Below are 11,233 nucleotides of genomic sequence, written 5' to 3'. Positions count from 1 at the left end.
CAGAAGGTGCGGACGCCGAAACGGCGTCCGCACCTTCCGTCGTGCTCCCGGTCACTTCACGTAGCTCACCGCCACGTTGTCGAACGTGGCCGCCGTGTTGAAGACCCGCACCCCGTTCGCACCCCTGGAGTAGGCGGTGTCGGTCACCGAGATCTTCGGCGTCCTCATGTCGTCGACGTACACCTCGATGGAGGAGCCGACGGCCGTGACCCGCAGCCGGTGCGTCGAGCCGGGCGTGATTCGCAGGCGGGCGGTGCGCAGCGGGGTCCAGGAGTCGTTCACCCTGCCGAGCACGACCGTGCCGTTCCCGCTGATCCCCGCGTAGTAGCCGCTGTAGCCGTCGGTGCCGACCGTCGGCCGGGTCACCCGGAACACGAGGCCGGCGTCCCCGCCGCGCGAGGTGACGGTGACGTCGGTGTCCTGGGTGAAGTCGGCGAAGTCGGTGTCGAGCAGTGCCTTGCCGCCCGGCGAGCGGCCCGCCCGGTAGCGTCCGCCGGCCGCCGCCCACGACCCGCCGTAGGTCTTCCAGCCCAGCGCGTTGCCGTCGGCGAAGTTGTCGCGCACCTTCATCTCGATCCGCTCGATCGTGCCGTCGGGACGGAAGTGCATGCGGTCGTAGGCCAGTTGACGGTGGTTGCCGTCCGTCTCGCTGAGCGGGCGCCGGTGGTAGAAGATGTACCAGATGTCGGTGCCGGGCACATTGACGACCGAGTTGTGGCCGGATCCCCTGGCGACCGCGGGGTCCTGGGCGAGCACCTTGTCGAGCTTCTCGAAGGGGCCGGTCGGCGAGTCGGAGATGGCGTAGGAGACCGAGTAGTCGGGCCCCGTCCAGCCTCCCTCGGACCACATCAGGTAGTACTTCCCGTTCCGTTTGAACATCTGCGAACCCTCGACGTAGTCGGCCGGGGTGATCTCCTTGTACGTCGATCCGTCGGCGAAGGTGCCGAGGCTGGTCATGTCGGGGTTGAGCTTGACGACGTTCGCGTGCCCCCAGCCGCCGTAGTACATGTACGCCTGGCCGTCGTCGTCGATGAAGACGTCCTGGTCGATGGGCTGGGCGCCGTTGTGGAACCGCGAGATCAGCGGCCGGCCGATGGCGTCCTCGTACGGGCCCTCGGGGCGGTCGGCGACGGCCACCCCGATCCCGCCGGGCTGGGAGTCGTTCTGGATGTCGTTGGCGGCGAAGTACAGGTAGTACTTGCCGTTGCGCTCGATCGGGGCGGGTGCCCACATCGCGCGCTCGGCCCAGGAGATGTCGGCCTTGGTGAGGACCTTGCTGTGCTTGGTCCAGTGGACCAGGTCGGTGGAGGAGAAGGCGTCGAGGTGTGTCTGCTCGTCGTAGGGCCGCGACGTGGTGGGGTAGACCCAGTAGGCGCCGTCGTGGACGGCGATGTCCGGGTCGGCGTACCAGCCGTCGACGAAGGGATTGCCGGCCTCGGCGGTCGCGTAGTCGGGCGCGGCGACGGCGGCGGTGGGTGACATCGTTATCAGCAGTCCGCCGGCGAGCAGGGTGGCACAGCACCTGACGGCGAGTCCGGTCCTTCGGGCAGTCATCGTCCAGAACTCCAATGGTGGTGGGGGAACGGGTGCGGTGGCGGCCCGGCAAGCGGCCGCCACCGCTCGGTCACGCGGACGGCTTCGGCGCGCTCACGGGGCCCAGGGCGCTGCCACGGCCCATGTGGTGTCCTCCGTGAAGAGGGCGGGGTTGTCCCAGGTGCGGGTTCCGCCGGGGACGGCCAGCCACAACTCGGCGTTGTAGTGGCGCAGATACTGCTCGGGGAAGTTGTAGGCGGACAGCCTCACACCGCCACCGGCGCCCCGGACCGGGCAGAACGTGGCGTCCGCGCGGAACAGGTCGCCGCTGCCGCCCTCCTTGTACACACGGGAGTTGCGGTGCCGCAGATACTCGCCGGGGTAGTTGCGTGACTCGAAGGAGTAGCAGGTGCTGTCGGCCAGGCCGGGCACGACCCGCCACGTCGCGTCGTTCTTCAGCAGCGTGTCGCTGCCGCCGGTGACGACCTCCGTGAACGCCGCGCCGTCCTGGTGCCGGACGTAGCGGTCGGTGTGGTCGGGGGTGGTCACCCGGAGCGAGACGAACTGCCCGGTGGGCAGCGTCACCGGGGCGGACGGTGAGCGGGAGGCGTCGATCAGCGCCCGGTTGGCGGCCCTGACCCGGGCCTCGTCGACCTTGACGACCTGACGGTCGTAGGTGAGCAGACCGTTGGCCTCGTTCTCGACATCGGTGATCTCGGTGTAGAGCGACGCGGACAGCCCCTTGGGCATCCGCACCTCACGGATGCCGTCCAGCAGCCCGGTCAGTCGGTCGTTGAGATGCGCCGTGTCCGGCTGGTCCTCGTAGCTGAAACCGCCGCCCGGATACCACTCGTGACCGGCCACCTTGTAGCCGAGCCCGCCGAACTCGCCGAGCACGGCCGCGCGCGTGGCACTGGGCACCGTGGTGCCGGGACCGACGTACACATGGTGGTCGACGACATCACCGTTGCCGCCGTCCACGGCCCCGCAGCAGTTGACGCCGCTCATGTTGTCCACCAGGCGGGACGGGTCGTACGCCTTGACCTCGTCGGCGATGCGCGCCTGGTCGTACTGGCCCCATCCCTCGTTCTGGTTGACCCACATCACCAGGGACGGCGCACTGCGGTGCTGGTCGATGATCCGCTCGTACTCCGCCTCCCACTGGACGCGCGCGGCGGCGTCGGGGGTGCGCTCCATGGACGGCATGTCCTGCCAGACCAGCAGCCCGAGCCGGTCGGCCCAGTAGAACCACCGCTGGGGCTCCACCTTGATGTGCTTGCGCACCGTGTTGAAGCCGAGGTCCTTGTGTTTCTGCAGGTCGAACCGGAGAGCGGCGTCGGTCGGAGCGGTGTAGACGCCGTCCGGCCAGTAACCCTGGTCGAGGGTGCCCGTCTGGAACACGAACTCCCCGTTCAGGACCGGGCGGAGGACACCGTCCACCCGCGCGAGCCCGATGGAGCGCATCCCGGTGTAGCTGCCGACGGAGTCGACCGTCGTGCCGCCGGAGAGCAGCTCCGCCCTCACGTCGTAGAGGAAGGGATCGTCCGGCGACCACCGGTGCGCGTTCGGCACCGGGACGGTGAACTCGGCGCCGACAGGTCCGGTGGCCGTGCCGACCGCGGTACCGCCGCTGGACACGGTCACGCGGGCCCGGTGAGAACTGGTTCCCGAGCCCCGTACGGTGACCTTCAGCCGGTTGGCGGCCAGGTCGGGCACCATGTCGAGGCGGGTGATGTGCGCCGCGGCCGTGGGCTCCAGCCACACCGTCTGCCAGATGCCGGACGCGGCCGTGTAGAAGATGCCACCACCGGGGTGCGGTGTCACGTCGTTGAGCCGCTGTTTGCCGACCGCCTGACCGCCCGTCTGGGTGGGGTCCCACACGGAGACGACGAGCGTGTTGGCGCCGCCGGCCAGCAGGTCGGTGATGTCGTACGAGAAGGCGTCGAAGCCGCCGCTGTGGGGAGCACCGGCCTGGCGGTCGTTGACCCAGACGGTGGTACGCCAGTCACTGGCGCCGAAGTGCAGCTGGACGCGGCGGCCGTTCCAGCCGGCCGGGACGGTGAAGGTGCGCTTGTACCAGAGCTTGTCGTTCTGCGTGATCTTGCGCTGGATCCCGGAGAGCGCCGACTCGGCGACGAACGGGACGCGGATCTGTTCGGTGAACGACGCGGGCTGGCCGGCGTCCGCCGAGGTGACGGCGAAGTCCCAGATGCCGTTGAGGTTGGCCCAGTCGGGGCGGGTGAGCTGCGGCCGTGGGTACTCCGGCAGGGGGTTGTCGACGGGGACCTGGCCGGTCCACGGGGTGGTCATCGGCGCGGGTTTCGGGGTCCATGCCCGGGGTGCCGCGGCCGCCGTGCCGGGACCGGTGAGGGCCGTGCCGGCGAGCAGGACCAGCACGGCCGACAGGGCGGTGAGCCACCACCGCCGTCCGGACCGGGGGAGAGGCGGACGTGGGGCTGGTACTCGACGCATCGTCACTCCTTGGGAAGTGGGGGTGGGAGGCGTGCGCGTGCGAGAAGCGGCCGGTCCGCGTGGGAGCGTCACCGGCCGCCTGGTACCGGACGCGGCACCGGAGTCCTGTCGGCCCGGTGCCGCGTTTGGAGCTCTACATCAGTTGCCGGCGGCGGCCCAGCCAGGTCTGGGCCACGACCACGACGGCCAGGAAGGCGCCGCTGACGACCTGCTGGTAGGAGGAGTCGAGGGAGCCGATCTGGTTGATGACGTTCTGGATCACCTTGAGCAGCAGCACACCGACCAGGGCACCGCTGACGTAGCCGAGTCCGCCGGTGAGCAGGGTGCCTCCGATGACGACGGCGGCGATGGCCTCCAGTTCCATGCCGTTGCCGAGGATGGTGACGCCCGAGGCGAGCCATGCCGCGTTGAGCGCGCCGGCCAGCCCGGCCAGCACCCCGCTCATGGTGTAGACGAGGATCTTGGTACGGGCCACCGGCGCGCCCATCAGCGCCGCCGCGTCCTCGTTGCCGCCGACCGCGTACACATGCTGGCCGAACCGCGTGCGGCGCAGGACGACCGCCCCGGCGACGAACAGCCCCAGGGTGATCCACACGGGGTTGCCGAGACCGAGAGTGCTGCCCTGCCCCAGTTCGGCCAGGAAGGAACCCTTGCCGATGAGATAGGTGTTGGCGCCCTCGTCGGTGAGGGCCAGCATCAGACCGCGAGCCCCCAGCATGGCGGCCAGCGTGACGATGAACGGGGCCAGCCGGGAGCGGGCCACGAGCAGGCCGTTGACCACGCCGACCGCCCCGCACACCACCAGCGGCAGCAGCAGGGCCACCAGCGTTCCGTGCCGTGACCCCCAGGCCGCCAGGACCCCGCCCAGCGCGAACAGCGATCCGACCGACAGGTCGATGCCCCCGGTGATGATCACGAAGGTCATGCCCAGTGCGACGATCGCGAGGAAGGCCGAACTCGTCGCCATGTTGCTGATGTTGTCACCGGTGGCGAACGAGTCGAAGCTGAACGACGCCACGAGGGAGACGACCACCAGCACGGCCAGCGCCCCGTGTTGCTGGACCAGCGCGCTCACCCGCTCGGAGCGGGCGGAACCCAGGGGCTCGCCGGCCGGTGCCGGGCTCTGCTCACTCGTCGCGGTCACCGGGGCGTCCGTCTTCGTGGCGGTCATCGCTTCCCCCGTCCCCGTGCCGCGTAGACCGCGCACACGATCACTATGGCCTGCGCGATCTGGGTCCAGGAGGGCGGCAGATCGTGCTTGATGAGGGTGGCGGTGAGCAGCTGGATGAGGACGGCTCCCGCCACGGTCCCGGCGATGTTCACCCGGCCGCCGGTCAGTGGCGTCCCGCCGACCACGACGGCGGTGATGGCGGACAGCTCCATGAGGTTGCCCAGCGAGGTCGGGTCGCTGGCCTGGAGCCGTGCCGTGGCCAGGACGCCGGCCACGGCGGCGAGCAGCGCGCAGACGACGTACACCACGATGAGCACGCGACGCACCGGCAGACCGGCGAGCTGCGCCGCGGGACGGCTGTCACCGATGGCGAGGAGCTGCCGTCCGAAGGTGGTGCGGCGGACGACGAAGGCCACCAGCCCCGCCAGCACGGCGGCGATCAGGATGAGATACGGAATGCCCAGCACGTCGCCGGAGCCCAGGGAGGCCAGCGCGGGGTTGCGCAGGTCCTCCAGCTGCGGCAGCAGCACCAGGGCGAGGCCCCGGCCGCCGACCATGAGCGCCAGTGTCGCCACGATCGGCTGCACACCGATGAACGCGACCAGGGCGCCGTTGGCGAACCCGACGACGGCGGCGAACACCGCCACCACGAGCAGCGCGGGCACGAGGCCGTAACCGAGATAGAGGGCCGTCACCGAGGCCGCCAGGGCCATCACCGCACCGACCGAGAGGTCGACGCCCTCGGTGCCGATCACCAGGGCCATGCCGAGGGCGACGATGATGACGGGGGCGACCTGCACGGCCTGGGTGCGGAAGTTCTCCGCGGACAGGAAGTGCGGGGTGATGACGATGTTGACCACGAGCAGCAGCGCCACGCCGGCGTAGACGCCGTAGGTCTGCAGCCACTGCAGGATGCGGGTCCGGTCCAGCGGGACGGTCTTGAGGGCGGCTTCAGCCATCGGTGGCCGCCTCCTCGACCGCGTCCCGGTCCGGGGCGTGCCCGGCGATGGTCCGCATCAGCTTGTCCTCGGTGACCTCGTCGCCGGCCAGCTCGCCGACGACGGCACCGTCCTTCAGTACGACCACGCGGTCGGACCCTTCGATCAGTTCCTCCAGATCGGAGGAGATGAGCAGGACGCCCAGGCCGTCCGCGGCCAGTTCGTCCACGAGTTTCTGCACCTCGGCCTTGGCGCCGACGTCGATGCCCCGGGTGGGCTCGTCCAGGAGCAGCACCTTCGGGTTCATCGCCAGCCAGCGGGCGAGCAGCACCTTCTGCTGGTTGCCGCCCGACAGTTCGCCGACCTTCTGCTGCGGCGAGGACGCCTTGATGCGCAGCCGCTCGATGAAGGTGTCCACGATGCTGTCGACGCGCGCCTCGGAGACCAGCCCGAACCGGGAGAGCCGGGGCAGGACGGCCAGCGAGATGTTCTCGCGGACCGACAGACCGGGCACGATGCCCTCGCTCTTGCGGTCCTCCGGCAGCAGGCTGATGCCCGCGCGGATGGCCGCGGGCGTGGAGCCGCGGCGCAGCGGGGCCCCGGCCACCATCACGCTGCCCGAAGTCGTCGGGAGCGCACCGGAGATGGCCTTCGCGGTTTCGGTGCGGCCGGAACCGAGCAGCCCGCCGAGGCCGACGACCTCGCCGGGCCGGATGCTCACGGAGACGCCGTGCAACTGGTGCGGAACCGTCAGTTCGCGAGCCTCCAGCACGGGTTGGCCGTCGGTGGCGTGATGGTCGCCGGTGAACTTGGTCAGGCCCTCCTTGCGGACCTCTCCCAGCTCCCGGCCGAGCATGGTGGACACCAGGGAGAGCCGGTCGAGTTCGGCGAGGCGGCCGTGGTGCACACGGCGGCCGTCGCGCAGCACGGTGACCGTGTCGCACACCGCGTACAGCTCGTCGAGACGGTGACTGACGTAGATGACGGCGATGCCCTCGTCACGCAGCCGGCGGATGACCGAGAACAGGGTCTCGACCTCCCGCGGTTCGAGGGAGGAGGTCGGTTCGTCCATGATGACGATCCGTGCCTCGCTCGCCACGGCGCGGGCCAGGGCGACCATCTGCTGTGCGCCGACGCCGAGACTGCGCAGCGGCCGGCGCACGTCGACCCGGACGCCGTAGGCGCGCAGTGTCTCCTCGGCCTCCCGGTTCATTCGGGCGAAGTCCAGCAGACCGAGGCGGTTGCGCGGCTCGCGGCCCAGGAAGAGGTTGCGGGCCACGCTCAACAGCGGGATGAGGTTGACCTCTTGGTAGATGGTCGAGATCCCGGCCCGCTGGGCCTCCAGCGGGGTGGCGAAGGAGACGTCATGACCGAGGAAAACGATGTCACCGGCGTCGGGCCGGTGGACTCCGGTGAGGAGTTTGATGAGGGTCGACTTGCCGGCGCCGTTCTCGCCGATCAGGGCGTGGACCTCACCGGCGTGCAGGGTCAGGTCCACGTCGTCCAGGGCCCGGACGCCGGGGAAGGTCTTGCTCAGTCCGCGGACGGCGAGGACTTCGGCGGGGGGAGCCACCTGTGCCTCCAGGAAGAAAGGGGTGACGGACGGACTAGGGGCCCGGGAGCCGGGCCCCCGCGGCGGACTCAGTAGGCCTTGCCGAGGTCCTGCTCGGCGTTGTCGGCGTTGTAGGCGCTGTCCTGGATGATGATGTCCTGGTGGACTTCCTTGCCCTGGGTGAAGTCGTCCAGCGTCTGGAACGCCAGCGGGCCGAACCTCGGGTTGGACTCGATGACGCCGCTGATCCAGCCGTCGACGACGCCCTGTACGGCGTTGCGCGTGCCGTCCACCGTGACGATCTTGACGTCGCCGGCCTTCTTGCCGGCGCCCTTCAGCGCGGCGACCGCACCCAGGCCCATCTCGTCGTTCTCCGCGTAGATGCCCTTGATGCCGGGCTTCGACTGGATGAGCTGCTCGGTGACCTGCTGGCCCTTCTCGCGGGTGAAGTCACCGGTCTGCTCGAAGACCACCTTGAGGTCGGGTGCCTTCTCGGCCACGCGCTCCTTGAACCCCTTGGTGCGCTCGGTGGTGACGTTGTTGCCGGCCGAGCCCAGCAGGATCGCGACCTCGCCCTTGCCACCGGTGGCCTCGATCATCTGGTCGGCGGCGCGCCGGCCCTGCTCGACGAAGTCGGAGGCGATGAAGGAGACATAGTCCTTGCAGGCCGTGGCGTTGATCTTGCGGTCGATGGTGACGATCGGGACCTTCTTGGCGGCGGCTGCCTGGAGCACCGGGTCCCAGCCGTCGGAGTTGAGGGGGGCGATCACCAGCAGATCGGCGCCCTTGGCGAGCAGGTCCTGGACGTCGCTGATCTGCTTGGAGAACTGCGACTGGGCGTTGGCCGTCAGCAGCTTGACGCCTCTCTTGTCCGCCTCGTCCTTGATGGACTGCGTCTCGGCGATGCGGAAGGGGTTGGCCTCCTTCTCCGACTGGGAGAAGCCGACCGTGGCGTCCTTCAGGTCGATCTTCTTGCCGCCGTAGGCGTCGACGGTGCAGGTCTCGCTGCCCGGCTTCGGTGTGACGACCTGCTGCTCGGCCCCGGCGGCCGCCGGGGACTTCTTGCTGTCCGCCGCGTCGTCCTCCGACTTGGCGCAGGACGTTGCGGTCAGGGCCACGGCGGCGGCCAAGGCCACGACCACGGGACGGGCGATGAGGAGAGAACGGTGAGTGGTGCGCTGCATGGTGACCCCGATCCGGGTGACGCTGAAAAGGGAACTGGGGAGCCGAAGGACGCGCGAAGTGGAGCTGCTCCCCCTGTGCACGGCGGCGTCCGGTGCGCCGCAAGGAGGTTTTACATCGTTGGAAGAATGCTGTAAACCCCTTGCGCACAAGGTGAGAAGGGGAGGGGGCGTGAACCGCGGGGCGTTCGTCGGCGCGGCGTGGGGGCAGGGCGGCGTGGGAAGCGCTTGCGGCAGGCGGGTGAACTAGGGCAGCCTCTCTTCCGGATCTTTGGGGGTAAGCGGGTGGTCCCAATTTCCGAGGCTGGAAACGCTTGCAAGGTGCGCCTGTCGGCTTCTGCGGGCGAGGTCCTGGGCCGTCCGCCAAACGGGCGAGGGCGGAACCCGTTGGCCACCTTGACCGCAACATCCCTGGAGTTGCCGGAATGACACATAACACGGTCGACCCAGCGACGATCACGCCGGAGATGGCTGCTCAGATCCGCAGGTGGCGATGCGACGAGGACTACTCCTGGCGCGCCGTGGCCCAGGCCGCGTCCGACCTGTGGGGCTCCGAGTGGGGCAGCAACCAGCTCTTCGGCGAAGATCTCTGCAGGGTCGCAGCAAAGCTGCTGGGTGAGAACCCCCACCGGGAACCTTGGAACTGACATGCGTCGGACGACTTCTCCTCAATCAGCGGCCTGATCAGAGGAAGATGGCTGCGACGTGGAGGCCGGCCAGGTGGATGGTGGACGTCTGACTGGTGTTTCCTCTGATGGGCGCGCCGGGTGCCATGTGCGATGAGGTGGGCCACAATGCAGGCATGCCTGCAGACGAGGCTCAGACCCCTCCAGACTCACTGCTCCAGGTGATCGACAACCTCGCGAAGTTCCATCGAGAGCATGAGCAGTACTACTCACAGGCCCCGCTGCGGCAGGCCGCGGAGCTCCAGGCACGGTCTCGGGCGCTGAAGTCACTGGCCGACCGGTGGAGCGACGTGGGCGCCGGTGAGCAGACCTCGGCGATCACGTTCGCCGGCACGGAGGACCTCAATGCTCCGGGGCTCGTGGCGGAGTCGGGGATCCTCTTCATGGAGGGGGAGGACGAGCCCGCCGAACTCAGGAGACTGAAGAGGGAAGCCGGCACGCTGGCCGAAGAGACCGAGCAGGGCGGCGCGTGGCTGGCACAGGCCATGGAGCAGGCGTGGGAAATTGCCGGAAGCCTGGCCCCCTACTCGGCGCTGGCCGACCTGCTCGGGGAGCGGCACCGGATCATCGCCAATGACTGGCAGTCGGCGAACCTGCAAGCTCTGGTCGCGCGGCTGCTGCGCCGTGCCCTTGAGCTGTTGGCCCGGGTCGACTTCTCTCCAGCGGCGCTCCGAGCCGACCTGCGAGGCGAGCGGAAGGCACCCGCCTATCTCTATTCGGCTTCTGAACTGTTCGACAGGGCATCTGACCTGCTGACGGAGTCAGCGATGCTTGTCCATGAGAACGAGAGGCGCTGGCGCATGTTCCGTGCCAGGGTCCGCGAACTGCAATCCGAATAGGCCGGCGGCCACGCACTGGTAGCCCGTGAGGGGAAGATCGGCGACGCCGTCGGACAGGACGTAGAGCTGGTAGTCGCAGTCGGCCGCGTCGATGACGGTGGACAGGACGACTCCGCTGGTACTGACGCCGGAGAAGACCGGTGTGGTGATGCCGCGCTCGCGTAGCTGCTGGTGGAGGTTGGTGGTGGACATGCTGCCGTAGCGGATCTTGCGCGGTTTCCACCGCGCACACCCCGAGATCGACCTCGACGTGATGATGCTGTTCGACATCGAGACCGCCGTCACGACGCTGGAGGCGATGTGGGCGGAGATCGAGCAGGTGGTGCCCCGGGAGGAGCTGGCGGCCGCGATCGCCGCACTGTTCGAGCTGACCCCGCCGCTGGATTCCGACGCCGACGAGGCGTGGCGGTCGATGCTGGTCACCCGGTTCCCCACCGTACGGCCGTTCCTCAATCTCCTGGTCCAGGTCGTCGACTTAAGAAGGTGGGGCCCGACGAGATCGACGTGTCGCTGTTGGCCGGGTCGTGGCGGCGCCTCGTGCTGTCGGCGCCGCACCTGGAGCCGGGCACGGTGGACTGGAACGCGTACGTGTTCTGCGTGCTGGAGTCCTGGTACCTGGACGCCGCTGTGAACCAGCTGCGCACGGACGGGTTCGACGTGCGCGACGAGGACGTCGCCCGCCTTTCCCCGTTCGTGCGGCAGCACATCAACATGCTCAGCCGGTACTCGTTCAAGCTGCCCGAGCTGCCCGGCGGGATGCGCCCGCTGCGTGACAAGGACGCCACCGACGACGAGTGACGTCATACAAATGGTTCGTCGTGGTCGCCATAATTTTGACCTAGGCGTCTGCGCCGGCAAGGC

General features: G+C 69.1%; 9 protein-coding genes and 1 pseudogene. 3 read left to right on the top strand and 7 right to left on the bottom strand.

Annotated elements, in window-relative coordinates:
- Positions 1-51: 51 nt before the first annotated feature.
- The 6 genes from ACZ44S_RS20550 to ACZ44S_RS20525 all read right to left on the bottom strand — a co-directional run bounded on the left by ACZ44S_RS20550 (position 52) and on the right by ACZ44S_RS20525 (position 8,850).
- Positions 52-1,554 carry a family 43 glycosylhydrolase gene (locus ACZ44S_RS20550; RefSeq protein WP_466931050.1) on the bottom strand — a complete coding sequence of 501 codons (1,503 nt, stop codon included), beginning with the start codon at positions 1,552-1,554 and terminating at the stop codon, positions 52-54.
- Between the two features lie 93 nt (positions 1,555-1,647).
- On the bottom strand, positions 1,648-4,005 hold the full coding sequence (locus tag ACZ44S_RS20545) for an AbfB domain-containing protein (protein WP_466931048.1): 2,358 nt from the start codon (positions 4,003-4,005) through the stop codon (positions 1,648-1,650).
- A 133-nt stretch (positions 4,006-4,138) separates the two neighbouring features.
- Positions 4,139-5,176: an ABC transporter permease gene (locus ACZ44S_RS20540; protein ID WP_466931045.1), complete on the bottom strand. Its 1,038-nt coding sequence runs from the start codon at positions 5,174-5,176 to the stop codon at positions 4,139-4,141.
- The gene (locus ACZ44S_RS20535) at positions 5,173-6,135 is read right to left on the bottom strand and encodes an ABC transporter permease (RefSeq protein WP_466931043.1); all 963 of its coding nucleotides are present in this window, start codon (positions 6,133-6,135) and stop codon (positions 5,173-5,175) included. Before ACZ44S_RS20535 ends, ACZ44S_RS20540 begins: the two co-directional genes overlap by 4 nt.
- Entirely contained in the window at positions 6,128-7,687 is a 1,560-nt protein-coding gene (locus ACZ44S_RS20530) for a sugar ABC transporter ATP-binding protein (protein WP_466931040.1), read from the bottom strand. The genes ACZ44S_RS20535 and ACZ44S_RS20530 overlap by 8 nt, the downstream gene beginning before the upstream one ends.
- 68 nt (positions 7,688-7,755) lie before the next feature.
- Positions 7,756-8,850 (bottom strand): ABC transporter substrate-binding protein, encoded by a 1,095-nt coding sequence (locus tag ACZ44S_RS20525; RefSeq protein WP_190163027.1) that lies wholly within the window; start codon positions 8,848-8,850, stop codon positions 7,756-7,758.
- 422 nt (positions 8,851-9,272) lie between these two features.
- On the opposite strand from ACZ44S_RS20525, the gene ACZ44S_RS20520 reads away from it, so the two are divergent.
- Positions 9,273-9,494 (top strand): hypothetical protein, encoded by a 222-nt coding sequence (locus ACZ44S_RS20520; RefSeq protein ID WP_466931039.1) that lies wholly within the window; start codon positions 9,273-9,275, stop codon positions 9,492-9,494.
- Positions 9,495-9,694: 200 nt separating this feature from the next.
- Entirely contained in the window at positions 9,695-10,372 is a 678-nt protein-coding gene (locus tag ACZ44S_RS20515; RefSeq protein ID WP_466931037.1) for a hypothetical protein, read from the top strand.
- On the opposite strand, the gene ACZ44S_RS20510 is transcribed toward ACZ44S_RS20515, so the two are convergent.
- On the bottom strand, positions 10,295-10,795 hold the full coding sequence (locus ACZ44S_RS20510; RefSeq protein ID WP_466931035.1) for an isochorismatase family protein: 501 nt from the start codon (positions 10,793-10,795) through the stop codon (positions 10,295-10,297). The two genes, ACZ44S_RS20515 and ACZ44S_RS20510, sit on opposite strands and share 78 nt — an antisense overlap.
- A 189-nt stretch (positions 10,796-10,984) precedes the next feature.
- Between ACZ44S_RS20510 and ACZ44S_RS20505 the strand changes: the two are divergent.
- A pseudogene (locus tag ACZ44S_RS20505) lies at positions 10,985-11,170 on the top strand (Tn3 family transposase); the annotation flags it as partial.
- Positions 11,171-11,233 lie beyond the last annotated feature (63 nt).

Source organism: Streptomyces malachitofuscus, from assembly GCF_055571035.1.
The sequence above is the reverse complement of the archived record's forward strand: the minus strand, read 5'-3'. Positions and strand labels throughout refer to the sequence as shown.

What these genes read in the sequence shown, in the direction of transcription:
- ACZ44S_RS20550 (WP_466931050.1), bottom strand. Translation starts at nt 1,554, where the DNA reads ATGACTGCCCGAAGGACCGGACTCGCCGTCAGGTGCTGTGCCACCCTG.
- ACZ44S_RS20520 (WP_466931039.1), top strand. Translation starts at nt 9,273, where the DNA reads ATGACACATAACACGGTCGACCCAGCGACGATCACGCCGGAGATGGCT.
- ACZ44S_RS20535 (WP_466931043.1), bottom strand. Translation starts at nt 6,135, where the DNA reads ATGGCTGAAGCCGCCCTCAAGACCGTCCCGCTGGACCGGACCCGCATC.
- ACZ44S_RS20545 (WP_466931048.1), bottom strand. Translation starts at nt 4,005, where the DNA reads ATGCGTCGAGTACCAGCCCCACGTCCGCCTCTCCCCCGGTCCGGACGG.
- ACZ44S_RS20525 (WP_190163027.1), bottom strand. Translation starts at nt 8,850, where the DNA reads ATGCAGCGCACCACTCACCGTTCTCTCCTCATCGCCCGTCCCGTGGTC.
- ACZ44S_RS20540 (WP_466931045.1), bottom strand. Translation starts at nt 5,176, where the DNA reads ATGACCGCCACGAAGACGGACGCCCCGGTGACCGCGACGAGTGAGCAG.